The sequence below is a fragment of the Buttiauxella sp. AC142 genome (assembly GCF_979253435.1).
Window position 1 is genome coordinate 4,721,668 of sequence record NZ_CEEDCH010000001.1, and the last position, 23,936, is coordinate 4,745,603.

A 23,936-nucleotide genomic window follows, 5' to 3' on the forward strand; every position below is an offset into this window, starting at 1 on the left:
CGCGAAGCCAGAAAATAAAAAGGCCGGGGAATTCCCCGGCCTTTCTGTTAATTACGGTATAACACTTTGATGATGTGGTAACCGAACTGCGTATGCAGTGGGCCGTATGGCTCCAGCAGCGGGCAGGAGAACACCACTTTATCGAACGCCGGAACCATCTGGCCCTGGCGGAACTCACCTAAGTGACCACCTTTTTTGCCTGACGGGCAGGTGGAATGCTTTTTAGCTAGCTTTTCGAAATCGCCGCCATTCTGAAGCTGAGTCAGAATTTCCTGGGCCAGTTTTTCTTCCTTAACAAGGATATGCAATGCTGCCGCGGTTTTTGCCATGATAGTGCCTTGGTGGTATGGATTATGGTGGATATAATACCATGTACTTTTTCTCCCCTCCTGACTTTCACTGAGTGACCCTATGCGTTTAAACCCTGGCCAACAACAAGCCGTCGAATTTGTTACTGGACCCTGCCTGGTCCTGGCGGGCGCTGGCTCGGGCAAAACACGTGTTATCACCAATAAAATGGCGTATTTGATCCGCGAATGCGGTTATCAGGCTCGCCATATCGCTGCCGTGACTTTTACCAATAAAGCGGCGCGTGAGATGAAAGAACGCGTGGCGCAAACGCTGGGGCGCAAAGAAGCGCGCGGCTTATTGATTTCCACTTTCCATACCTTAGGCCTTGAGATCATTAAACGTGAGTACGCGGCACTGGGGATGAAGTCTAACTTCTCGTTATTCGACGACACCGACCAGACGGCGTTGTTGAAAGATCTGACAGAAGGGTTGCTTGAAGACGATAAGACATTATTGCAGCAACTGATCTCGACGATCTCAAACTGGAAAAACGATCTGATGTCGCCGTCGCAGGCCGCTGCGCAGGCCAAAGGCGAGCGTGACCGAATCTTTGCTCATTGCTACGGCCTGTATGATACGCATTTGAAATCCTGCAATGTGCTGGATTTTGACGATCTGATTTTGCTGCCGACGCTGCTTTTACAACGTAATGAAGAAGTCCGTGAACGCTGGCAAAATCGCATTCGCTATTTGCTGGTGGATGAATATCAGGATACCAACACCAGCCAGTACGAACTGGTGAAATTACTGGTCGGTGCGCGGGCAAGGTTCACCGTGGTAGGTGATGACGACCAGTCGATTTACTCCTGGCGCGGTGCCAGACCACAAAACCTGGTGCTGTTGAGCCAGGATTTCCCCGCATTGCAGGTCATTAAGCTTGAGCAGAATTACCGTTCTTCCGGACGTATTCTGAAGGCGGCAAACATTCTTATTGCCAACAACCCGCACGTTTTTGAAAAGCGCCTTTTTTCTGAGCTGGGATACGGCGCCGAGCTAAAAGTGGTGACGGCAAATAGTGAAGATCATGAAGCCGAGCGGGTGGCTGGCGAGCTGATTGCTCATCACTTTATCAATAAAACCAACTACAAAGACTACGCCATACTTTATCGCGGGAATTTCCAGTCGCGCGTGTTTGAAAAGATGCTGATGCAGAATCGCATTCCTTATCGCATTTCTGGTGGCACTTCGTTCTTCTCGCGCCCGGAAATCAAAGATCTGTTGGCTTATCTTCGCGTGCTGACTAATCCGGATGACGACAGTGCATTCATGCGGATTGTGAATACGCCAAAACGTGAAATTGGCTCTGCGACGTTGCAAAAACTAGGTGCCTGGGCGATGCAACGTAATAAAGGTTTGTTTCTCTCCAGTTTCGATATGGGCCTGAGTCAGACGTTAAGCGGGCGGGGCCTTGAGTCGCTCCAGCGTTTTACTCACTGGCTTCGCGAAGTGGCCACTTTGGCTGAGCGTGAGCCCATTGCAGCGGTTCGCGATTTGATTCACGGTATTGATTACGAAAGCTGGCTGTACGAAACATCTCCCAGCCAGAAAGCTGCCGAAATGCGCATGAAAAACGTCAACACACTGTTTAGCTGGATGACGGAGATGCTTGAGGGTTCAGAAATCGACGAACCGATGACGTTAACTCAGGTGGTCACTCGTTTTACGCTGCGCGATATGATGGAACGTGGTGAAAGTGACGAAGAAGCGGATCAGGTTCAACTGATGACTCTTCATGCCTCGAAAGGGCTGGAATTCCCCTATGTATTTTTAGTGGGAATGGAGGAAGGGCTTCTTCCGCATCAGAGCAGCATTGATGAAGACAATATCGAAGAAGAGCGCCGTCTCGCGTACGTAGGAATTACCCGTGCACAGAAAGAGCTGACTTTTACGCTGTGCAAAGAGCGCCGACAATATGGTGAATTAATTCGCCCGGAACCGAGTCGTTTCTTGCTTGAATTACCGCAAGATGATTTGCAATGGGAAACGGAACGGAAGGTGGTTTCGCCAGAAGAGCGGATGAATAAAGGTCAGAGTAATGTTGCCAACATCCGTGAAATGCTGGCAAAAGCGCGTAAAAGCTAAGTTACTTAATCGTCAAAGGCCAGTGGACATAGCTTTGCCACAGGCTTTCTTGCGCAAGCAATTCTGCACCGAGAGGGTGGCATTCGAGCCACTTTTCAGGCAGCCCCAGCTGCAGGTTTTCGCCTTCAACGCTCAGAGTGATTTCTGGCAAAATATTGTCGCGACGACGGCTGGCAAAGATAATAGCCAGTCGCAATAGGCGGCAAATATTTTCGGCAATGCGTGGTGGCACGGCGTTTTGCTGGTGGAGAGAAGAGAGATCGACCGGGTTGGTTTGGTTCAGCATGAGAGTCGCCAGCAGTTTTTTCTGTGCTGGCGTATAACCGGGTAAATCGAGGTTTTTCACCAGATACGCAGCATGCTGCGGCGCTAGTTTGAAATCTACACTCAGGCCAATTTCATGAAGCAAAGCGGCGCTGTTAAGCATTTCTATGCTGAGTGGCGTCAGGTTCCATACATCTGCAACCTGTTTTGCAAGAGCCTGAGCGAGCTGTTGGACGCGTTCCGCCTGGCCTGTATCCACCATAAAACGACGTTGGATATTGCGCACCGTGCGGCTTCTGATTTCCTGATTCACGGTCAAATGAAGCATTCCGTAAACAAGCCCTTCACGTAAAGCACCGCCGGCAAGCGTCATGCAATCTATTGATAACTCTTCAAAGATAGCGATTAAAATCGCAAGGCCGCTTGGAAATACCAACGCTCTTTCCAGCGTTAAACCTTCAATTTCCAGCTCTTCAAGACGCCCGCACTGAATTGCTCTTTGCTTCAACTGCTGGAGTTTAGCCAGAGTAATTCGCTCGTCCATTCCCTGCGCCATCATGATCTCTTGCAGTGCTTGCACAGTACCCGACGCACCGACGCACACTTTCCAGCCATGATGTTTTAATGAGTCGCATACCGGGCGCAGAACCTCTTTTGCGGCGGCTTCGGCGGCATCAAAGTTCTCTTTCGCTAAGTTTCGGTCGCTAAAGAACCCCTCAAGCCAGGTTACGCAGCCCATCGATAAACTAAATAGAGCTGTAGTTTGCGCACCTGTTCCGGTCACAAGCTCAGTGCTTGCTCCGCCGATATCAACGACTAAGCGTTGATCGGCACCACCGGTAGTATGGGCAACACCTTGATAAATCAGACGTGCTTCTTCTTCGCCTTGAATAATTTGCACCGGGCAGCCAAGAATTTTTTCAGCCTGGTCAATGAATTCCTGAGCATTGGTGGCAAGGCGGAGAGTTGCGGTGGCGACCACACGAATTTGTGTTTGGGGGATATCCTGAAGGCGCTCAGCAAACAAGCGCAGGCATTGCCACCCGCGCTCCATTGCTTCACGTGAAAGCGTATTATCTTTGCTTAAACCCGCAGCCAGGCGGACTTTTCGCTTAATCCGGGCAAGGGTTTGTATACTCCCTGCCACCTCACGTACCACCAACATATGAAAGCTATTAGAGCCTAAATCAATTGCAGCATACAGTGAGGTGGAGCTGAGCATAAATTTTAACCTGTGCGACGGCGATTACCACGGGAAGCGCCACCATTACGACGAGGACCGTTACCCGGGCGGGAACGAGTCAGGCGTTTCGGTGGAGGAAGTTCGCTTAACAGTGCTTCAGTTTTGTACTTGCTGACCGGGATTGAGTGACCGATGTAGGTTTCAATAGCGGACAGGTTCAGCGCGTAGTCTTCACATGCCAGGCTAATGGAATGACCGCTTTCGCCAGCACGGCCAGTACGGCCAATACGGTGAACGTAGTCTTCGCAATCGTCCGGCAGATCGTAGTTGAACACATGTGTGACTAAAGGAATATGCAAGCCACGTGCTGCTACGTCGGTTGCGACCAGAATATCGAGATCGCCGCGAGTGAATTCTTCAAGAATGCGCAGGCGTTTTTTCTGTGCAACATCGCCAGTTAACAGACCAACACGATGTCCATCAGCGGCGAGGTGGCCCCAGATATCTTCACAACGGTGTTTGGTGTTAGCAAAGATAATTGCGCGGTCTGGCCACTCTTCTTCGATGAGTGTCTGCAACAGGCGCATTTTCTCTTCATTAGAAGGGTAGAACAGCTCTTCCTGAATGCGATGACCGGTTTTTTGCTCTGGTTCAACTTCAACGTATTCCGCGTTGTTCATTTGCTCAAACGCCAACTCACGCACACGATAAGATAATGTAGCGGAGAACAGCATGTTCAGGCGTTGAGTGACGGGTGGCATACGACGGAACAACCAGCGAATATCTTTTATAAAGCCCAGATCGTACATACGATCGGCTTCATCGAGCACCACAACCTGAATTGCGCCTAAGTTAATGTGGTTTTGTTTTGCGTAATCGATCAAACGACCCGTTGTGCCGATAAGAATATCAACACCACTTTCCAGCACTTTAAGCTGTTTGTCGTAGCCATCACCACCATATGCCAGGCCGAGTTTGAGGCCAGTTGATTGCGCTAGTGGCTCTGCATCTGAGTGAATTTGCACTGCCAGTTCACGAGTCGGTGCCATAATTAAAGCACGCGGCTGGTTCACCTGGCGATTCTCTGGAACCGGGTGAGAGAGTAAATAATGGAACGTTGACGTTAAAAACGCCATCGTTTTGCCAGTACCGGTTTGCGCCTGCCCTGCAACGTCACGATTCGCTAGTGTCAGCGGTAGTGCCAGTGCCTGAATTGGGGTGCAGTTATGGAACCCTTTATTTTCAAGGGCTTCAATCACCTTAGGGTGCAGGGCGAAGTCGGAAAACTTCTGTTCGGTCAAATGTGTTTTGCTCATAGTGTGGTAGAATATCAGTTTACTATTGCTTTACGAAAGCACATCCGTTGAAATAAACGGGGTGAAATAAAGTCACCCCAAGTTGGTTGAGGCTACACCAACAAGGTAGACACAATCCTGCGGAGTAGAACATGAGCGATAAAATTATTCACCTGACTGACGACAGTTTCGACACGGACGTGCTAAAAGCTGATGGGTTGATTCTGGTTGATTTCTGGGCGGAGTGGTGTGGTCCATGCAAGATGATCGCCCCGATTCTTGATGAAATCGCTGATGAATATCAGGGCAATCTGACCGTTGCTAAACTGAACATCGATCAGAACCCGGGCACGGCGCCAAAATATGGTATCCGTGGTATCCCAACTCTGTTGCTGTTCAAAAACGGTGAAGTGGCTGCGACCAAAGTTGGTGCGCTGTCTAAAGGCCAGTTAAAAGAGTTCCTCGACGCTAATCTGGCATAACGGAATCTCAGCCGGTGCGTGCGCGGTTTGCAATTTTTTGTGAGCTGCTGGACGCCCGGCGTCAGTCATGCTAAGTTACTTTTACTGCATTTTGAACTTGTCTTGTAGTTTGAATCTTTGTAATACCCAATGCTTCCCGTTAAATTTCACTAAGACGCTGTTTTACAGTGAACATCAGGTCGCATAATCGATTTCGGGCATATCACCCATTCCGTCGTGTCGTTTCAGTTCTGCGTTTTTCCTATGACCAGGCAGCGATAAGACATGTGGTGGTGGCCATTAAACAGGCATGGATGATCCTGCCATACCATTCACGATACATGTTCGAGATTTACCCCGAGTTTAAGAACCCACCATTATGAATCTTACCGAATTAAAGAATACGCCGGTTTCTGAGCTGATTACTCTCGGCGAAAATATGGGGCTGGAAAACCAAGCCCGTATGCGCAAGCAGGACATTATTTTCTCCATCCTGAAGCAACACGCGAAGAGTGGCGAAGATATCTTTGGTGACGGTGTGCTGGAGATATTGCAGGACGGATTTGGTTTCCTCCGCTCTGCAGACAGCTCCTACCTCGCCGGTCCTGATGACATCTACGTTTCTCCCAGCCAAATCCGCCGTTTCAACCTCCGCACAGGGGATACCATCTCCGGTAAGATTCGTCCGCCGAAAGAAGGTGAACGTTACTTTGCGCTGCTGAAAGTTAACGAAGTTAACTACGACAAACCAGAAAATGCGCGTAGCAAAATCCTGTTTGAAAACTTAACCCCGCTGCATGCAAATTCTCGTTTACGCATGGAACGTGGTAATGGCTCTACCGAAGACTTAACCGCTCGTGTACTGGATCTGGCATCGCCAATCGGTCGCGGCCAGCGTGGCCTGATTGTGGCTCCGCCTAAAGCCGGTAAAACCATGCTGCTGCAAAACATTGCAACCAGCATTGCATATAACCACCCAGACTGCGTGCTGATGGTTCTGCTGATCGACGAACGTCCGGAAGAAGTGACTGAGATGCAGCGTCTGGTGAAAGGCGAAGTTATCGCGTCCACCTTTGACGAACCTGCATCTCGCCACGTTCAGGTTGCTGAAATGGTCATCGAGAAGGCGAAGCGTCTTGTTGAACATAAGAAAGACGTCATTATTCTTCTCGACTCCATTACTCGTCTGGCTCGTGCTTACAACACCGTTGTACCTGCATCAGGCAAAGTACTGACGGGTGGTGTGGATGCGAACGCCCTGCATCGTCCAAAACGTTTCTTTGGTGCTGCACGTAACGTGGAAGAGGGTGGTAGTTTGACTATCATCGCAACGGCTCTGGTTGATACCGGTTCTAAAATGGATGAAGTTATCTACGAAGAATTTAAAGGTACCGGCAACATGGAATTGCATCTGGCGCGTAAAATCGCTGAGAAACGCGTATTCCCTGCTATCGACTATAATCGTTCAGGTACACGTAAAGAAGAGCTGCTGACTACCCAGGAAGAACTGCAGAAAATGTGGATCTTACGCAAAATCATCCATCCAATGGGTGAGATTGATGCAATGGAATTCCTCATCAACAAATTGGCGATGACGAAAACCAACGAAGACTTCTTCGATATGATGAAGCGCTCGTAAGCAACAAAAACTCGGGGAACGCCACGCTTAGACGTGGCGTTTTTCTTTAGTGGTATATACGATATAGAATTAACGATCGCAGTTAAGCACCCACTGTGGCAACGGATGCCATATTGTTATTAGTATCAACACTCGGACAGTGTTGTTTAAATAATAAGCAGGATGTTCAGGGATTAGATGTATATAACCATTGGACGGGGCATACTTTGAATGAGATTGCCTTGACCTTTTATTTTGCAGAGAGCTTGCACTGTGAATTTAATCACCGCTGGAACTGACCTGATAAGTATTTTTTTATTTACTACCGTATTTCTTTTTTTTGCGCGCAAGGCAGCAAAAAGAATCGGTCTGGTCGATAAACCTAACTTCCGCAAACGCCACCAGGGGCTAATTCCTTTGGTCGGAGGCATATCTGTTTATGCCGGTATCTGTTTTACCTTCCTGATTGCTAATTATTACATCCCGCATGCGTGGCTTTATTTAACCTGCGCAGGGGTACTGGTGCTGGTCGGTGCTCTGGATGACCGCTTTGATATCAGCGTAAAAATTAGAGCGTCTGTACAGGCATTAATCGGCCTTGTGATGATGTTTGTCGGTAAATTATACCTGGTAAGTCTTGGGTATATTTTCGGCTCGTGGGAAATGGTGCTTGGCCCATTCGGTTATTTTTTAACCTTATTTGCGGTCTGGGCTGCAATAAATGCTTTCAACATGGTTGATGGTATTGACGGCCTGTTAGGTGGGCTTTCTTGCGTCTCCTTTGCGGCAATGGGAATCATCCTTTATTTCGACGGGCAATTGAGTCTGGCGATGTGGTGCTTCGCAATGATAGCTGCCATCTTGCCTTATATTCTTTTAAACCTCGGGGTGCTGGGTCGTCGCTATAAAGTATTTATGGGTGATGCAGGCAGTACTCTTATTGGTTTTACCGTTATCTGGATCTTGCTGGAAACCACGCAAGGGCAAACGCATCCTATTAGCCCGGTGACCGCGCTGTGGATTATCGCCATCCCACTCATGGATATGATTGCCATTATGTACCGCCGGTTACGTAAGGGGATGAGTCCATTCTCTCCAGACCGCCAGCATATTCACCATTTAATCATGCGCGCGGGCTTTACATCCCGTCAGGCCTTTGTGCTTATCACCGCTGCCGCAGCGTTACTCGCAAGCATTGGTGTAGCAGCAGAATACATACATTTCATACCTGAATGGGTGATGTTGGCATTATTCTTGCTAGCATTTGTCCTATATGATTATTGCATCAAACGAGCCTGGAAAGTGGCGCGTTTCATAAGACGTCATAAGCGTCGGCAACGCAGAAACAGCAGCAACATTTCTTAATTCTGAAAGTAATTGGGGAAGTGATGAAACAAAACGTGCCAGGAAATAACCCGGGGATGGTAGACAACGAGTTGGACATTCGTGGTTTATTCCGGACACTGTGGCAAGGGAAGTTGTGGATTATGGGTATCGCAGTCTTGTTTGCTGCCATTGCGTTAATCTACACATTCTTTGCCAGGCAAGAATGGAGCGCTAACGCGATAACCGATCGCCCGACGGTCAATATGTTGGGTGGATATTATTCGCAGCAGCAGTTCCTGCGTAATCTCGACCTCAGAGCCAACATGCTGCCGGTTGATCAACCTTCGGTGATGGATGAAGCGTACAAAGAATTCATCATGCAGCTGTCTGCCTACGATACACGCCGTGATTTTTGGTTACAGACTGACTATTACAAGCAGCGTCAGGTTGGCAACAGTAAAGTTGATGCCGCACTGTTAGATGAACTTGTTGATAATATTCAATTTACAGCCGGTGACATCGCTCGTAATACCAGCGACAGTGTGAAATTAATCGCTGAGACTGCGGCTGATGCCAATAACTTGCTGCGTCAGTATGTGGCTTTTGCCAGCCAGCGTGCGGCGAGCCATCTGAACGAAGAGCTGACGGGTGCCTGGTCTGCTCGCACTGTACAGATGAAGGCGCAAGTTAAACGCCAGGAAGAAGTCGCTAAGTCTATTTACGACCGCAAAGTTCATAGCGTTGAGCAAGCGCTGAAGATTGCGCAGCAGCAAAATATTGCTAAAAGTGAAACCGAAGTTCCTGCCGACGAGTTACCCGATTCCGAAATGTTCATGTTAGGACGTCCAATGTTGCAAGCACGGCTTGAAAGCTTGCAGGCAGTAGGGCCAAACTATGACATCGACTATGACCAGAATCGTGCCATGTTGTCGACGCTGAACGTGGGGCCAACGCTCGACGCTCGCTTCCAAACCTACCGCTATTTACGTACCCCTGAAGAACCTGTGAAGCGCGATAGCCCGCGCCGGGCATTCTTGCTGATTATGTGGGGTATGGTTGGGGCCCTGATTGGCGCTGGTGTGGCATTAGCCCGCCGTCCAAAATTGTTATAACGCCCTTACCCGGTGAAGGCTCGATGGACGGCCTTCACCTTTTTTAACAAAAGAGAATTGCTGTGAAAGTGTTAACTGTTTTTGGCACGCGTCCGGAGGCTATTAAAATGGCTCCTCTGGTTGAAGCGTTGGCAAAAGACGCGTTTTTTGACGCAAAAGTCTGCGTGACAGCACAGCATCGCGAGATGTTGGATCAAGTGCTGAATCTATTTTCTATCGAGCCGGATTATGATTTGAACATCATGAAGCCGGGGCAAGGGCTGACAGAAATTACCTGCCGCATTCTCGAGGGATTAAAGCCGATACTTGAGTCATTTAAACCCGATGTAGTGCTGGTTCATGGCGATACGACAACCACAGTTGCCACTAGTCTGGCTGCTTTTTATCAGCGTATTCCTGTCGGGCATGTTGAAGCGGGTTTGCGTACTGGGGATCTCTATTCTCCATGGCCTGAAGAGGCGAACAGAACGATTACCGGGCATCTGGCGATGTACCATTTTGCGCCTACTGAGAACTCCCGACAGAACCTGCTACGTGAAAATATCAGCGACAATAAAATCTTCGTGACTGGTAATACTGTCATTGATGCGCTGATTTCTGTTCGTGACCGTGTCTATGCCGATAACAACTTGCGCCTTTCCCTGGCGGAGTGCCATCCGTTCCTGGACAGCAGCAAAAAACTGATTCTGGTTACCGGCCACCGCCGCGAAAGCTTTGGCGATGGTTTTGAACGAATTTGTCACGCGTTAGCTGAAATTGCCAAAGAAAACAGTGATGTCCAGATTGTTTATCCAGTGCATTTGAATCCGAATGTCAGCGAGCCTGTGACTCGTATTCTTGGCGATGTCAAAAATGTGGTGCTGATTGACCCACAGGAATATTTACCGTTTGTCTATTTGATGAACCAGGCTTACCTGATCCTCACTGATTCAGGCGGCATCCAGGAAGAAGCACCGTCACTGGGTAAACCCGTGCTGGTTATGCGTGATACCACTGAACGTCCTGAAGCTGTCGATGCAGGTACTGTGCGTTTGGTCGGGACGGATACTCGAGAAATTGTCCGCCAGGTGACACGTTTGCTGAAAGACGAAAATGAATATCAAATCATGAGCCGGGCACATAACCCTTACGGAAATGGCAAAGCTTGTGAACAAATTTTGGCTGCATTGAAGAATAATCAGGTGACACAACAATGAGTTTTGCAACCATCTCTGTTATTGGTCTTGGCTATATCGGATTACCGACCGCAGCTGCTTTTGCTTCAAAACAGCAAAACGTCGTCGGTATAGATATCAACCAGCATGCGGTAGACACCATTAATCGTGGTGCTATTCATATTGTTGAGCCGGATCTGGATAAGGTGGTTAAAACGGCGGTGGAAGGCGGTTTTTTACGTGCCAGTACCCAACCCGTTGCAGCAGATGCTTATTTGATTGCTGTGCCGACTCCTTTCAAAGGCGACCATGAGCCAGATATGGTTTTTGTTAAAGCTGCGGCTGAGTCTATCGCTCCAGTTTTAAAGAAAGGTGCATTGGTCATTCTCGAATCCACTTCTCCCGTGGGTTCAACCGAACAAATGGCGCAGTGGTTAGCCGAGCTGCGTCCTGACCTGACGTTCCCACATCATGCAGGTGAAGCGGCAGATATCAACGTCGCATACTGCCCTGAGCGCGTGCTGCCAGGCCAGGTGATGGTCGAGCTTATCAAGAACGACCGTGTCATTGGCGGTATGACGCCAGTGTGTTCTGCTCGTGCGAGCGAATTGTACAAAATCTTCCTGGAAGGCGAGTGCGTAGTAACGAACTCCCGCACGGCAGAAATGTGCAAGCTCACCGAAAACAGTTTTCGGGACGTGAATATTGCCTTTGCCAACGAGCTTTCACTTATTTGTGCTGATCAAGGGATCAACGTCTGGGAATTGATTCGCCTGGCGAATCGACATCCGCGCGTTAATATTTTGCAGCCAGGCCCTGGGGTCGGCGGGCACTGTATTGCGGTTGATCCGTGGTTTATCGTGGCGCAGAATCCGGAACAGGCACAACTGATTCGTACCGCGCGTGAAGTCAACGACGGTAAGCCGCACTGGGTCATCAACCAGGTGAAAGCGGCCGTTGCTGATTGCCTCGCAGAAACAGGCAAACGGGCCAGTGAAATTACGATTGCCTGCTTCGGTCTGGCCTTTAAACCCAATATTGACGACCTGCGTGAAAGCCCTGCCATGGAAATTGCTGAGATGCTCAGCGCCTGGCATAGCGGTAAAACGCTGGCTGTTGAGCCAAACATCCACCAGTTGCCGAAAAAACTGGTCGGGCATTGTGAATTAGCCACTACCGATGAAGCCCTCGCGCAGGCTGATGTGCTGGTGATGTTAGTTGATCACCAGGCATTCAAAGCCATTCCGGCCGAGCAAGTTCAGCAACGCTGGATTGTTGATACCAAAGGAGTCTGGCGCTAAACCACGCCAGGCACTGAAAAAGCCCATGACGCTTTTATCTCTTCCTGTTTACGCAAGAATTGAATCTCTTGACTGGGAGAATCAATTCTTTGCCGTGAACAGCGCAATTCTGCGTTTTGCAGAAGACGCCCCGCTGCTGACTTCACAAGATCTTGACGCGTTTTCCCGCGTGCAGGCGAAAATCGCTACCCATCAAACCGCGCTGTTGGATGGTTTACAGCAACTTGGTTTTCAACTGGTTGAAGGGGAAGTCGATTTTGCACTCACCGTTGGCACGCAAAATGCTGCACTTGCAATGCCGCGTGCGACCCACGCTGACATCCCTACTTTGCGGGATTTGGCTGCCCAAATATTCAAACAAAGCCGTTTTCGCGCACCCTGGTATCATCCTGCTGATAGTGGTCGATTTTACGCCCAGTGGATTGAGAATGCCGTGCTCGGCACCTTCGACCATGAATGCCTGGTGCTAAAAAGTGGCGAAGCGGTACGTGGTTTTGTGAGCATGCGCCAGCTCAGTGACACTGAAGCGCGTATAGGATTACTCGCTGGACGCGGAGTGGGTGGACAGTTAATGGATGTCGCCCGTTCATGGTGCCAGCAACGCGGTTTACACACGCTGCGAGTGGCTACGCAAACCAGCAATACTGCTGCTCTGCGACGTTATATTCAAAGCGGTGCCAATATTGAAAGCACCGCCTTCTGGTTATACAGGTGAAAAAATGATCCCATTTAATGCTCCTCCAGTAGTAGGTACCGAAATCGAATACATGCAGGCTGCGATGGGTAGCGGCAAGCTCTGTGGCGATGGCGGTTTCACTCGCCGTTGCCAACAGTGGATGGAGCATCGTTTTGGCAGCAAAAAAGTGCTGCTGACGCCATCCTGCACCGCCTCGCTGGAAATGGCGGCACTCCTGTTGAATATCCAGGCCGGCGATGAAGTGATCATGCCTAGCTATACCTTTGTTTCGACTGCCAATGCGTTTGTATTGCGCGGGGCTAAAATTGTGTTTGTTGATGTTCGTCCGGACACCATGAACATCGACGAGAAGTTGATTGAAGCGGCTATCACCGAGAAAACGCGTGCAATTGTTCCGGTTCATTACGCGGGGGTTGCCTGCGAAATGGACACCATTATGGCGATTGCGACTAAACACAAACTCTTTGTGGTGGAAGATGCCGCACAGGGTGTGATGTCGACCTATAAAGGCCGCGCCTTAGGAACAATTGGCCACATTGGCTGTTTCAGCTTCCATGAAACCAAAAACTACACCGCAGGCGGTGAAGGTGGGGCGACGCTGATAAACGACGCATCGCTTATCGAGCGTGCGGAAATTATTCGCGAGAAAGGCACCAACCGCAGCCAATTCTTCCGTGGGCAGGTGGACAAATACACCTGGCGCGATATTGGTTCAAGCTACCTGATGGCTGACCTCCAGGCGGCATATTTATGGGCGCAACTGGAAGCCGCCGAAAAGATTAACCAACAGCGTCTGAAACTGTGGCATGCATACTACGACGCGCTGGCACCTCTGGCTAAAGCCGGGCGCATTGAACTGCCATCGATTCCAAAAGACTGTGTGCAGAACGCGCACATGTTTTATATCAAGCTGCGGGATATCGAAGACCGCAGCGCGCTGATTGCCTATCTCAAAGAGGCAGAAATTATGGCGGTGTTCCATTACATCCCATTACATGATTGCCCGGCTGGCGAGAAGTTTGGTTACTTCCACGGCGAAGACCGTTTCACGTCTAAAGAAAGCGAGCGCCTGCTGCGCTTGCCACTGTTCTATAACCTGTCTCCAGCGAACCAGCGTACTGTTATCAATACGTTGTTAAGCTTCTTCTCCTGATATGTCACTCGCGAAAGCCTCAGTGTGGACCGCAGGGTCCACGCTGGTAAAAATTGCTGCTGGTTTGCTGGTGGTGAAACTGCTGGCAGTGGCATACGGCCCAAGTGGTGTTGGGCAGGCTGGAAACTTCCGCCAGATGGTCACCGTTTTAGGTGTGCTTGCCGGGGCGGGGATCTTCAATGGCGTGACGAAATATGTCGCGCAGTACCACGACCAACCCGAGCAGCTGCGCAAAGTTATCGGTACGTCATCAGCCATGGTGTTGGGCTTCTCGACGCTTTTAGCCATTATTTTTGTGGTGGCGGCAAAGCCCATTAGCCTTGGATTATTCGGGCATGAAAACTACCAGGGATTAGTGCGTCTGGTTGCGCTCGTGCAAATGGGTATTGCCTGGGCGAACTTGTCGCTGGCTATCATGAAGGGCTTTCGTGATGCGGCGGGCAATGCGCTGGCACTGATTGGCGGCAGTCTGATTGGCGTATTGGCTTATTACCTTTGCTACCGCCTGGGTGGTTATCAGGGAGCGCTGTTGGGACTGGCGTTGGTGCCTGCGCTGGTGCTGATTCCTGCTGGCATTATGCTGGTTCGCCGCGAACACGTACCGCTCGGTTATCTCAAACCTCAGTGGGATAAAGTCTACGCCAGCAGTCTTGGCAAGTTCACAATCATGGCGTTGATCACCTCGGTAACGTTGCCGGTGGCATACGTGATGATGCGAAATCTACTTGCCGCGCATTACAGCTGGGATGATGTCGGAATCTGGCAAGGTGTTAGCAGTATTTCGGATGCGTATCTGCAATTCATTACCGCTTCGTTTAGCGTGTATTTGCTGCCAACGCTTTCCCGCCTGACCAGCAAACATGACATCAGCCGCGAGATTCTTCGCTCACTGAAATTTGTGCTGCCCGCTGTAGCTCTGGCGAGTTTTACCGTCTGGCTATTGCGTGATTTCGCCATCTGGCTGCTTTTCTCGCATAAGTTTATTGCGATGCGCGATCTTTTCGCCTGGCAACTGGTGGGTGACGTACTGAAAGTGGGCTCCTACGTATTTGGTTATCTGGTGATAGCCAAAGCCTCGCTTCGCTTCTATATTTTGACTGAAATCAGCCAGTTTGCATTATTGACCGGTTTTTCGCATTGGCTTATACCTGCGCATGGTGCGCTCGGCGCGGCGCAGGCATATATGGCAACGTATATCATTTACTTCACGCTCTGTTGCAGCGTTTTTCTTATTTATCGTAGACGAGCATGACGACACTGATTCACGTTTTGGGATCGGATATCCCGCATCATAATCAAACGGTACTGCGTTTCTTTAATGACGCACTGGCTACCGCGAATCCGCACGCCCGCCAGTTTATGGTGGTGTCACAGGACGACTCGCTGCTGTCGGCTTTTCCGACGCTTGCTGTCATGCTTTATCCAACCAAAAAAGCGCTGGCACAGGCCGTCATTGAAAAGGCTCGAGCTAATCGGAAACAACGCTTTTTCTTCCATGGTCAATTTAATAGTGCGTTGTGGATTGCCCTGCTGACGGGCGGTTTGAAACCTGTTCAGATGAACTGGCACATCTGGGGTGCCGATCTTTACGAAGCCTCCAGTAGTCTCAAGTTTCGGTTGTTTTACCTGCTGCGTCGCATCGCGCAGGGCCGAGTAGGACGCGTGTTTGCAACCCGTGGCGACCTGAATTATTTTCATGAACGCCACCCACGCGTGCCGGGGGAACTGATTTATTTCCCGACGCGTATGGACCCATCGCTCAACACGCTTGCCAACAGTGAACCTAAAACAGGAAAAATGACGGTGCTGGTCGGCAATTCGGGCGACCTGAGCAACCAGCATATTGCCGCACTGAAAGCTGTTCACGATCAGTTTGGCGATACGGTTCGCGTGGTCGTGCCAATGGGTTATCCGGCCAACAATAATACTTATATCAATGAAGTGCGGCAGGCTGGGCGAGCGTTTTTCAGCGAAGAAAATCTGCAAATTTTGACCGAAAAAATGGAATTTGATGATTACCTGGCGATGTTGCGTCAGTGTGACCTCGGCTATTTCATTTTCGATCGCCAACAAGGAATCGGCACCCTTTGTCTGCTGATTCAGGCGGGGATACCCTGCGTTTTGAGCCGCAAAAACCCTTTCTGGCAGGATATGACGGAGCAGCACATTCCGGTGCTATTCGCCTGCGACCCGCTTGATGAGCCGATTGTGCGCGAAGCGCAGCGTCAGCTACGCTTACTGGATAAACAGCAAATTGCCTTCTTTAACCCTAATTACATTGATGGGTGGATTCGGGCACTGGACATTGCATCAGGAGAAACCGCATGAGTTTGCTGCAATTTGGCGGTTTGTTTGTGGTCTGGTTTGTCTCGGTAATGTTCATTGGCATTTTAACGTACCAGGAATTCCGCCGGGTACGTTTTAATTTCAATGTCTTCTTCTCGCTATTGTATTTACTGACGTTTTTCTTCGGCTTTCCGTTTACCTGCACATTAGTCTTCCGCTTTGGGGTGTCAGTCGTTCCAGCAGACGTTCTATTGCAAGCGCAGCTAGCAGCCGCGTGCTTTTATGGCATCTATTATGTTGCCTACAAAACACGCTTGCGGGAGAAACGAAGCAACGCGGTTCGGCAGCCTGTGTTTACGATGAATCGCGTTGAAACGCATTTGACGTGGGTGATGCTGGCCGTAGTGGCATTGGTGAGCGTCGGCATCTTCTTTATGCATAACGGTTTCTTGCTGTTTAAACTGCATTCGTACAGCCAGATATTCTCCAGCGAAGTCTCAGGCGTTGCGTTAAAACGCTTCTTCTACTTCTTTATTCCCGCGATGTTGGTGGTCTATTTTCTCAAGCAGGATGGCCGTTCCTGGATGTTTTTCCTGGTCAGCACCGTCGCGTTTGGTTTGTTGACTTATATGATTGTCGGTGGGACTCGCGCGAATATTATCATTGCGTTCGCCATCTTCTTGTTCATCGGTATTATTCGCGGCTGGATTTCGTTGTGGATGCTGGCGGCAGCGGGGATATTCGGCATTGTCGGCATGTTCTGGTTGGCGCTAAAGCGCTACGGTATGGACGTGAGCGGCGACGAAGCGTTTTATACCTTCTTGTATCTGACGCGCGATACTTTCTCGCCGTGGGAAAATCTCGCGTTACTGCTGCAAAATTACGACAAAATTGAGTTCCAGGGCCTGGCACCGATTGTCCGTGATTTCTATGTCTTTATCCCCACCTGGTTATGGCCGAGTCGTCCGGGCATCGTGCTGAATAGCGCGAACTACTTTACCTGGGAAATCCTCAACAACCATTCAGGGCTGGCGATTTCACCGACGTTAATTGGATCGCTGGTGGTTATGGGCGGCGTGTGGTTTATCCCGCTGGGTGCCGTTGTGGTGGGTCTGATTATCAAATGGTTTGATTGGTTGTATGAACTGGGCAACCGGGAAACCAACAAGTATAAAGCTGCCATTTTGCATAGCTTCTGTTTCGGGGCCATCTTTAACATGATTGTGCTGGCGAGAGAGGGGCTTGATTCCTTTGTTTCCCGCGTGGTGTTTTTCATTGTGATTTTTGGTGCCTGCCTGTTGCTGGCAAAACTGCTTTACTGGTTATTTGATAGTGCGGGATTAGTTCATCAACGGCTACGTCGTTCGCCACGCGTGATGTCTGACTCCCAAAATGCATCACAAGGAATATCATGAACGAGCTAACTACCGCTCCGTCTTATGCGATTCGCGGCCTGGAGCTTTTGGGCTGGCGCGATATGCAACATGCTTTGGATTATCTCTACGCAGGCGGCTCGCTGCGTAGTGGGACGCTGGTGGCGATTAACGCTGAGAAAATCCTTGCTGCTGAACGCGAGCAAGAAGTGCGAACGTTAATCGAGAATGCAGAATACAAATACGCAGATGGCATCAGTGTTGTGCGCTCGATTCGTAAAAAGTTTCCGGGGGCCGTGGTGTCGCGTGTACCAGGAGCCGATCTCTGGGAAGCATTGATGCAGCGTGCCGGGCGGGAGGGGACACCTGTGTTTCTGATTGGCGGCAAACCGGAAATACTGGCGCAAACTGAAGCAAAGCTGCGTGGGCAGTGGCAGGTCAATATTGTCGGTAGTCAGGATGGCTACTTTAAACCCGAACAACAAGCCGCTTTATTCGAGCGTATTCGCGACAGCGGTGCGGCGATAATCACGGTCGCGATGGGATCTCCACGCCAGGAAATCTTCATGCGCGATTGCCGCAAGGTTTATCCTGATGCTTTGTATATGGGCGTGGGTGGCACCTACGATGTTTTCACCGGCCATGTGAAACGAGCGCCAAAGGTCTGGCAAAACCTGGGTCTGGAGTGGTTATATCGATTATTGTCGCAACCGAGCCGCATTACGCGTCAAATTAAGTTGCTGCGTTATCTGGGCTGGCATTACACAGGACGGCTTTAAGCGGCAGTGTTTGTAGAGATAAAGCGAGTTTAGCGGGTGTTTTTGGCTGTATAATCATCAGAATGTGCAAAGCGTAACCAAATGCGCATTTTATTGAAATAAGCACTAGACAGGTGGGCATGAAGGCCGTAATATCCGACCCCGCAACGGCGCTATGCGCCCGTAGCTCAGCTGGATAGAGCGCTGCCCTCCGGAGGCAGAGGTCTCAGGTTCGAATCCTGTCGGGCGCACCATTATTTGAATGGCGCTGGAGCTGCGGCGGCTCAACTTTCTTAGAAAGAAGACCGCGCGAAAAGATTTACAGTGGTGGCTATAGCTCAGTTGGTAGAGCCCTGGATTGTGATTCCAGTTGTCGTGGGTTCGAGTCCCATTAGCCACCCCATTAATTTAGTGATATTGCGAAGGTGGCGGAATTGGTAGACGCGCTAGCTTCAGGTGTTAGTGTTCTTACGGACGTGAGGGTTCAAGTCCCTCTCTTCGCACCATCTCTAAGTTAAGCAATAAGAAGTGAAGCAGTATTTCGGCGAGTAGCGCAGCTTGGTAGCGCAACTGGTTTGGGACCAGTGGGTCGGAGGTTCGAATCCTCTCTCGCCGACCAAATTCAAGAAAACCCAATCGAAAGATTGGGTTTTTTTACGTCTGTAGTTTACCGTTTCGTAGGTCGTATCAGCGCAGCGTCATCCGACACCCTTGCGAAAACAGTCCATCTCAATCCCAGTCTCTTATTTGCGACATTCCTGCTTTTGTTGTCGCCGTTTGGTGACTCATAACTCATTGATATAAATGACTAGTTTTGATTTCCTGTTTATCTGTCTCTAAATGGAGACATTTATGCTATCCAACCAGGGTCCTTGAACAGCCAGCGCTGCGCCAACAATGAATCGCATAACATACTGATCAAAAAGAAATTACATTGTCATATTAATTTCGAATACAAACCTGGCATGCATCATGCAATAATATATGTGTAGATGCTCATTCCACTTCTTATGTTTGCTTAGGCTTCATAAACCCAGGAATGACGCAGAGCCGATTACGGTGCTTATCGTCCACCGACAGATGTCGTCTTTCAGACCTCATCCAACACCATGGACACAACGTTGAGTGAAGCACCACTTAGTTGTCATACAGACCTGTTTTAACACCTGCCTATTGGCAGGTGTTTTTTTTTGCATACGGAGAGGGAATTCGAGAAAGGAAAAGGGCGAAGAGATCGCCCTTGGGTGTTACGAACCCGTGTTGTTTTGCAGAGTGAGCAGCAGACCGTCACGGCGCATCAGAGCCGCTTCTTCCGGGTTATGCAGCTTATCCAGGCAATCAGCCAGCCATGCGTAATCAAAAGCGTCTGGGCGCTGTTTAATTGCCTGACGGAAAGCCTCGGATGCCTGCTGCCATTCACCGTGTTTCATCAGCAACTGGCCGAGCGTGCTGTATAACAACGGACGATCGCCCTGCGTTTTGATCTGCTGGCGCAGAGCTTTCTCAAGCTGCTCCGGATTGCCAGATTTCAGGCGCGGCATCAGTAATATCAAACGTTCGTCATAATGACGTTTCAGGCCATCAAGAATGATTTCCTGCGCGGCGTCATGATCGTCACATTCAATAAGATGCTCTGCCATCGCGACTTGCAGCACGGTTTCGTGGCGAGTCTTACGGCTTTGATTCTTCCACCAGGTTTTCAGACCATCGTTGCCTTGCTCCGCCATTGCCTGATCCATCAAGCCAATCCAGGCTTGCTGTTGCAATGCGAGGCGATGAGTTTCGTCACCAATCTGTACTTTGTCCATCGCTGGCAAAATATCGAGTAACGAACCCCACGCACCGGTGCGGACATATGCCATTTCTGCAAGACGCAGAACCTCAGGATGGCGCGGAGAAATCTCCAGCAGCTTATCGGCACCATGACGCGCGGCATGATTTTCATTGCGGGCTAACTGCAAACGAACACGGGTAATCTCGACCGGTAATTGATCGTTATCTGCCAGTTCGGAAGCTCGTTCAAGATGCTGATTGGCACGAATTTCATCCCCGCGTTGCTGTGCAGCTTCGGCCGCCATAAGGTAGTTCACCACAGGTTGCTCGGCATGATCGGCATTTTTCAGCATCAGCTTTTCAACTTGTTGGTGATCACCTTCAGCCAGTTTCAGCAATGCAGCTTTTGTTTGCTTACGTGCGCGACTGCTCTTGCGCCCAACAAACCAACCACGAGTACGAGCACCGGTGCGGAATACGCGGCGCAGCACCCATTCAATGGCGAAGAGCACTACCATGGTCAGGATCAGAATGATCACCAGACCCGTGACGCTGGTTTCGACGTTGTAGTTGTCAGTCTGAATCAGAACGTAACCCTGGTGCCCGGCTAACATTGGCCCAAGTACGATCCCGGCGATCAGCAGCAGAAAGAGTAATAAGACTTTAATCATGCTTATTCTCCTTGAGCGGGTGCGGGAGCCTGTTCAGGCGCGGGTTCTGCTGGAGCACTGGCATTTGCAGCGGGTTGAGCGAGCAAATTACGCACCCGAGTCTGCATCAGCTTTTCCAGCAGCGGCTGGCTTTCCAGAGTTTGCGGGACATCCATATTGATGGTTTGCTGGCTGAGAGAGTCCAGATCATCAAGGAAAGATTTTGTCACGCTGTCGCTGGTGTCGTAATAAGCACGCACCCAGGTCGAAACATTTTCCAGCGATTGCTTGTAGGTTTCTTCCTGATGGCGTGGCACCGCTTGCGCTGCAACCAGCAAGCGCGAACGGATGTTCTCACGCAGATAAACATCCTGGTTCGGAGCCAAAAGCGGAACGGCCGTTTCGTCACGGCGGCGGATAGTAATGAAGCTATCCATAAAGTTGTGCCAGCTTTTGGTCAGATTTTGACGCCATTCAGTCACGGTAGAAGAAAGTTCACTACCATCGGAATCCATCGGCGTATCGTCAGTATCGTTATCCGCCAGACGCAGGTTATCAACTTGATTAGAAAGCTGATTGAGCTTGAGAATTATCCCGTCGTAATCAACCTGAGTAATCGCAGACAGCGTTGATATGTCGTCTGTTAGCGCACGACGAACGGGAAGCAGGCTTGGGTCATTCATATCTGCCAGGCTGGCATCGGCGCTTTTCAATAATGCGGCGGCGGTCGTGACGTCCTGATCGCTCCACAGTTTGCGGCCTGCCAATTTCACCAGGAAGTCGGATTGTGCCAGCAGCCATGTTTTCGCATCGCTGCCAGAAATAGTAGCGACTTTTTGTTGTACTTCATTCAGTTCACGCGCCAGATTTGCCTGTTGGCGATTCGACTCATCAAGCGCAGTGGCCTGCTGCTTAATGGTGGCCTCCAGAGCTGATTGCTGCTGCTCTTGCTGCTTTTGGATAGCGGTCAGTTGCGTTGCCAGAGCATCGCTGGTGGTGTTTTGTGCCGCCACCTCATGCTTACCGTAGCTGTACAGACCTGCACCCAGCGCCAGAGCAATTGCAATGGCGATAGCGCCCAGCGCAATGCCTGCAATACCACTACGATTTTTTTGTGGTGGTTGTTCTGGAAGCGGTTTGTTTTCTACCGCAGGTGTGGTCTCTTCAACCATGGCGGAGGTGTTCTGTTGTTCCGTCATTGTGGCATCCCATATTATTTACCCTTCATGCTTCAAGCCGCCTTCCTGGAACTCGAATTATTTTGGGTCAAGGTTTATTGTAATGCGCGAAGCAGCGCATCATTGTCAGCGTTATCGGCGACCCGAATATCTTGCCAGCCCAATTCCTGGGCAAGGCCTGCCAGACGCTCACTGACGACGATAAGCCGGCAGTGGAGTAACCAATTTGTTCGATACCATTCGGGAATGAGTGCATAAAGTTGTTGTAGCATTTCACCGCTCGTTACGACCAGCGTTGAAACTCCACGTTCGTGCCAGCGAAAGGCTTCTTCCGTTCCATCATAAATCCTGGCATTTCTTTGGTAGCATTCGCAGAAAGTGACTTCTGCGCCGCGTTCTGCCAGCGTTTCGCCCAACAGTTCACGACCACCATTCCCACGCAAAATGAGCGCCCGTTTCCCGGCAACATTTTGTAATTCAGGTAATTGTAGCAACACTTCCGTCGTTTCTCTGTCTTGCGGATAACGAACCGGCAAATGGCTCACAGTGTGAAAAGCTAACGCAGTTGTACGTCCAATAGCAAACCAGGCAAGACTTGCAGGCCATGACATAGCGTTCTGCTTTAATTGCGGATGAGCAAAATGTATGACGTGCTGCGATAAAAGGAATACCAGGTCACCTTCGGAAAGGCTCGCCAGCATGGAAGGCAATTTATCCAACTGCCGCCCCGGGGAAAACTCGATGAGAGGGAAGCTATACGCCACCTGCCCCAGTGCGCGCAGTCTGCTCACTAATTCATCCCCTGCGGGGGAAGGGCGGGTGACCAGTATCGTCATGCCGGAGCATCTCCGTCATAAACGGCGGCAAGAATTTCGCGCGCGCCTTTATCGAGAAGCTCTTCCGCCAGCGAAACGCCCATGACTTCGGCGTCTTCTGGCTTACCGCGGCGTTCACCACGAACCAGAACAGAGCCGTCAGGTGCGCCCACTAATGCTCGTAGCCATAGCTCGCCGTCTTTCAATTCTGCATAACTGCCAATCGGCACCTGGCATCCACCTTCAAGGCGCATGTTCATGGCGCGTTCAGCACGGACGCGAGTTGCAGTCTCTTCATGGTTAAGTGAAGCGAGCAGTGCTTGAGCGTGCTCATCATCAAGACGGCATTCAATCCCCACCGCGCCCTGACCTACAGCGGGCAGAGACACTTCCGCTGGCAATGCGTAACGGATACGTGATTGCAGACCAAGACGGTTCAGCCCGGCTACTGCCAGAATAATCGCGTCATAATCACCGTTGTCGAGTTTACCCAGACGGGTGCCAACGTTGCCGCGCAATGAACGAATCACCAGGTCCGGGCGGCGTTCGGCAATCTGACACTGGCGGCGTAGGCTTGAAGTACCCACGATGCTGCCTGCGGGTAAATCATCCAGACTGGCGAAATTATTCGAGACAAAGGCATCGCGAGGATCGTCGCGTTCGCAAATGGTCACTAAACCTAAACCTTCAGGAAATTCGACCGGCACATCTTTCATTGAATGCACGGCAATATCTGCCCGGCCTTCAAGCAGTGCGAGTTCCAACTCTTTGACAAACAATCCCTTGCCGCCTACTTTTGCCAGCGGTGTATCAAGAATGATGTCGCCACGCGTAACCATAGGCACCAGTTCAACCGTGAGCTGGGGATGGCACGCTTCGAGGCGTTGTTTGACATATTGTGCTTGCCAAAGTGCTAATGGGCTTTGGCGAGTGGCAATTCTTAATACATTGTCTAACATTGCTTGTTACCGTAATTATCGTCCCTGACCATCCTACCACTCTTCAAGGAAGGCTGTCAGTTTCAACGGGTTTGCGGAAAAGAGGGACATATTTCGTATTATGGAAGATAAAGCGGGTAGACGGTAAGGAACTTGGCGAGTAGCGCA

The 23,936-nt window shown here is 50.2% G+C and carries 20 protein-coding genes and 4 tRNA genes; 17 read left to right on the plus strand and 7 right to left on the minus strand.

The window, feature by feature from the left end:
* Positions 1-47: 47 nt before the first annotated feature.
* Positions 48-329 carry a peptidylprolyl isomerase PpiC gene (gene ppiC, locus AC0IWZ_RS22020; protein WP_034492243.1) on the minus strand — a complete coding sequence of 94 codons (282 nt, stop codon included), beginning with the start codon at positions 327-329 and terminating at the stop codon, positions 48-50.
* A gap of 82 nt (positions 330-411) precedes the next feature.
* Here ppiC and rep point away from each other — a divergent pair, with 82 nt between their 5' ends.
* Positions 412-2,433 carry a DNA helicase Rep gene (gene rep, locus AC0IWZ_RS22025; RefSeq protein ID WP_471678478.1) on the plus strand — a complete coding sequence of 674 codons (2,022 nt, stop codon included), beginning with the start codon at positions 412-414 and terminating at the stop codon, positions 2,431-2,433.
* 1 nt (position 2,434) lies between these two features.
* Here the strand turns inward: rep and gppA are convergent, their stop codons facing one another.
* Together gppA and rhlB are read right to left on the minus strand one after the other, a co-directional pair.
* Positions 2,435-3,919 carry a guanosine-5'-triphosphate,3'-diphosphate diphosphatase gene (gppA, locus tag AC0IWZ_RS22030; protein ID WP_471680524.1) on the minus strand — a complete coding sequence of 495 codons (1,485 nt, stop codon included), beginning with the start codon at positions 3,917-3,919 and terminating at the stop codon, positions 2,435-2,437.
* Positions 3,920-3,924: 5 nt separating this feature from the next.
* Positions 3,925-5,196: an ATP-dependent RNA helicase RhlB gene (gene rhlB, locus AC0IWZ_RS22035; RefSeq protein WP_115631616.1), complete on the minus strand. Its 1,272-nt coding sequence runs from the start codon at positions 5,194-5,196 to the stop codon at positions 3,925-3,927.
* Positions 5,197-5,327: 131 nt separating this feature from the next.
* Between rhlB and trxA the strand changes: the two genes are divergently transcribed.
* The 16 genes from trxA (at position 5,328) to AC0IWZ_RS22115 (ending at position 19,033) form a co-directional block, all read left to right on the plus strand.
* On the plus strand, positions 5,328-5,657 hold the full coding sequence (gene trxA, locus AC0IWZ_RS22040) for a thioredoxin TrxA (protein ID WP_034461718.1): 330 nt from the start codon (positions 5,328-5,330) through the stop codon (positions 5,655-5,657).
* A 358-nt stretch (positions 5,658-6,015) separates the two neighbouring features.
* Positions 6,016-7,275 (plus strand): transcription termination factor Rho, encoded by a 1,260-nt coding sequence (rho, locus tag AC0IWZ_RS22045; protein WP_034492237.1) that lies wholly within the window; start codon positions 6,016-6,018, stop codon positions 7,273-7,275.
* 252 nt (positions 7,276-7,527) lie between these two features.
* Positions 7,528-8,619 carry a UDP-N-acetylglucosamine--undecaprenyl-phosphate N-acetylglucosaminephosphotransferase gene (wecA, locus tag AC0IWZ_RS22050; RefSeq protein ID WP_034492234.1) on the plus strand — a complete coding sequence of 364 codons (1,092 nt, stop codon included), beginning with the start codon at positions 7,528-7,530 and terminating at the stop codon, positions 8,617-8,619.
* Between the two features lie 23 nt (positions 8,620-8,642).
* Positions 8,643-9,692 (plus strand): ECA polysaccharide chain length modulation protein, encoded by a 1,050-nt coding sequence (gene wzzE, locus AC0IWZ_RS22055; protein WP_034492231.1) that lies wholly within the window; start codon positions 8,643-8,645, stop codon positions 9,690-9,692.
* Positions 9,693-9,754: 62 nt separating this feature from the next.
* Entirely contained in the window at positions 9,755-10,888 is a 1,134-nt protein-coding gene (gene wecB, locus AC0IWZ_RS22060) for a non-hydrolyzing UDP-N-acetylglucosamine 2-epimerase (RefSeq protein WP_034492228.1), read from the plus strand.
* On the plus strand, positions 10,885-12,147 hold the full coding sequence (gene wecC, locus AC0IWZ_RS22065; RefSeq protein WP_471678476.1) for a UDP-N-acetyl-D-mannosamine dehydrogenase: 1,263 nt from the start codon (positions 10,885-10,887) through the stop codon (positions 12,145-12,147). The genes wecB and wecC overlap by 4 nt, the downstream gene beginning before the upstream one ends.
* A 25-nt stretch (positions 12,148-12,172) precedes the next feature.
* Entirely contained in the window at positions 12,173-12,862 is a 690-nt protein-coding gene (rffC, locus tag AC0IWZ_RS22070; RefSeq protein ID WP_471678475.1) for a dTDP-4-amino-4,6-dideoxy-D-galactose acyltransferase, read from the plus strand.
* Positions 12,863-12,866: 4 nt separating this feature from the next.
* Complete coding sequence (gene rffA, locus AC0IWZ_RS22075; protein WP_471678474.1) at positions 12,867-13,997, plus strand: dTDP-4-amino-4,6-dideoxygalactose transaminase; 1,131 nt, start codon at positions 12,867-12,869, stop codon at positions 13,995-13,997.
* Between the two features lies 1 nt (position 13,998).
* Positions 13,999-15,249, plus strand: coding sequence for a lipid III flippase WzxE (gene wzxE / locus AC0IWZ_RS22080; RefSeq protein WP_115631610.1), 1,251 nt, complete (start codon positions 13,999-14,001; stop codon positions 15,247-15,249).
* Entirely contained in the window at positions 15,246-16,325 is a 1,080-nt protein-coding gene (locus AC0IWZ_RS22085) for a TDP-N-acetylfucosamine:lipid II N-acetylfucosaminyltransferase (RefSeq protein WP_471678473.1), read from the plus strand. Before wzxE ends, AC0IWZ_RS22085 begins: the two co-directional genes overlap by 4 nt.
* Positions 16,322-17,698 carry an ECA oligosaccharide polymerase gene (wzyE, locus tag AC0IWZ_RS22090; protein WP_034492214.1) on the plus strand — a complete coding sequence of 459 codons (1,377 nt, stop codon included), beginning with the start codon at positions 16,322-16,324 and terminating at the stop codon, positions 17,696-17,698. Before AC0IWZ_RS22085 ends, wzyE begins: the two co-directional genes overlap by 4 nt.
* Positions 17,695-18,435 (plus strand): lipopolysaccharide N-acetylmannosaminouronosyltransferase, encoded by a 741-nt coding sequence (gene wecG / locus AC0IWZ_RS22095; protein WP_115631607.1) that lies wholly within the window; start codon positions 17,695-17,697, stop codon positions 18,433-18,435. Before wzyE ends, wecG begins: the two co-directional genes overlap by 4 nt.
* 156 nt (positions 18,436-18,591) lie before the next feature.
* A tRNA-Arg gene (locus AC0IWZ_RS22100) sits at positions 18,592-18,668 on the plus strand.
* Between the two features lie 73 nt (positions 18,669-18,741).
* Positions 18,742-18,817, plus strand: a tRNA-His gene (locus AC0IWZ_RS22105).
* A gap of 16 nt (positions 18,818-18,833) precedes the next feature.
* A tRNA-Leu gene (locus AC0IWZ_RS22110) sits at positions 18,834-18,920 on the plus strand.
* Between the two features lie 36 nt (positions 18,921-18,956).
* A tRNA-Pro gene (locus AC0IWZ_RS22115) sits at positions 18,957-19,033 on the plus strand.
* A 628-nt stretch (positions 19,034-19,661) separates the two neighbouring features.
* Here the strand turns inward: AC0IWZ_RS22115 and hemY are convergent.
* The 4 genes from hemY to hemC all read right to left on the minus strand — a co-directional run bounded on the left by hemY (position 19,662) and on the right by hemC (position 23,789).
* Complete coding sequence (gene hemY, locus AC0IWZ_RS22120; RefSeq protein WP_471678472.1) at positions 19,662-20,858, minus strand: protoheme IX biogenesis protein HemY; 1,197 nt, start codon at positions 20,856-20,858, stop codon at positions 19,662-19,664.
* 2 nt (positions 20,859-20,860) lie between these two features.
* The gene (gene hemX, locus AC0IWZ_RS22125; RefSeq protein ID WP_410374319.1) at positions 20,861-22,036 is read right to left on the minus strand and encodes a uroporphyrinogen-III C-methyltransferase; all 1,176 of its coding nucleotides are present in this window, start codon (positions 22,034-22,036) and stop codon (positions 20,861-20,863) included.
* Positions 22,037-22,110: 74 nt separating this feature from the next.
* On the minus strand, positions 22,111-22,851 hold the full coding sequence (gene hemD, locus AC0IWZ_RS22130; RefSeq protein WP_471678471.1) for a uroporphyrinogen-III synthase: 741 nt from the start codon (positions 22,849-22,851) through the stop codon (positions 22,111-22,113).
* Positions 22,848-23,789 carry a hydroxymethylbilane synthase gene (hemC, locus tag AC0IWZ_RS22135; protein WP_471678470.1) on the minus strand — a complete coding sequence of 314 codons (942 nt, stop codon included), beginning with the start codon at positions 23,787-23,789 and terminating at the stop codon, positions 22,848-22,850. The genes hemD and hemC overlap by 4 nt, the downstream gene beginning before the upstream one ends.
* Positions 23,790-23,936: the final 147 nt, after the last annotated feature.

Bases quoted from the DNA above. Each gene is read 5' to 3' on its own strand.
- hemC (WP_471678470.1), bottom strand. From the start codon at position 23,789: ATGTTAGACAATGTATTAAGAATTGCCACTCGCCAAAGCCCATTAGCA.
- wzxE (WP_115631610.1), top strand. From the start codon at position 13,999: ATGTCACTCGCGAAAGCCTCAGTGTGGACCGCAGGGTCCACGCTGGTA.
- AC0IWZ_RS22085 (WP_471678473.1), top strand. From the start codon at position 15,246: ATGACGACACTGATTCACGTTTTGGGATCGGATATCCCGCATCATAAT.
- ppiC (WP_034492243.1), bottom strand. From the start codon at position 329: ATGGCAAAAACCGCGGCAGCATTGCATATCCTTGTTAAGGAAGAAAAA.
- wzyE (WP_034492214.1), top strand. From the start codon at position 16,322: ATGAGTTTGCTGCAATTTGGCGGTTTGTTTGTGGTCTGGTTTGTCTCG.
- rffC (WP_471678475.1), top strand. From the start codon at position 12,173: ATGACGCTTTTATCTCTTCCTGTTTACGCAAGAATTGAATCTCTTGAC.
- rep (WP_471678478.1), top strand. From the start codon at position 412: ATGCGTTTAAACCCTGGCCAACAACAAGCCGTCGAATTTGTTACTGGA.
- rhlB (WP_115631616.1), bottom strand. From the start codon at position 5,196: ATGAGCAAAACACATTTGACCGAACAGAAGTTTTCCGACTTCGCCCTG.
- wzzE (WP_034492231.1), top strand. From the start codon at position 8,643: ATGAAACAAAACGTGCCAGGAAATAACCCGGGGATGGTAGACAACGAG.
- hemX (WP_410374319.1), bottom strand. From the start codon at position 22,036: ATGACGGAACAACAGAACACCTCCGCCATGGTTGAAGAGACCACACCT.
- wecG (WP_115631607.1), top strand. From the start codon at position 17,695: ATGAACGAGCTAACTACCGCTCCGTCTTATGCGATTCGCGGCCTGGAG.
- trxA (WP_034461718.1), top strand. From the start codon at position 5,328: ATGAGCGATAAAATTATTCACCTGACTGACGACAGTTTCGACACGGAC.
- rho (WP_034492237.1), top strand. From the start codon at position 6,016: ATGAATCTTACCGAATTAAAGAATACGCCGGTTTCTGAGCTGATTACT.
- wecC (WP_471678476.1), top strand. From the start codon at position 10,885: ATGAGTTTTGCAACCATCTCTGTTATTGGTCTTGGCTATATCGGATTA.
- hemD (WP_471678471.1), bottom strand. From the start codon at position 22,851: ATGACGATACTGGTCACCCGCCCTTCCCCCGCAGGGGATGAATTAGTG.
- hemY (WP_471678472.1), bottom strand. From the start codon at position 20,858: ATGATTAAAGTCTTATTACTCTTTCTGCTGCTGATCGCCGGGATCGTA.
- gppA (WP_471680524.1), bottom strand. From the start codon at position 3,919: ATGCTCAGCTCCACCTCACTGTATGCTGCAATTGATTTAGGCTCTAAT.
- rffA (WP_471678474.1), top strand. From the start codon at position 12,867: ATGATCCCATTTAATGCTCCTCCAGTAGTAGGTACCGAAATCGAATAC.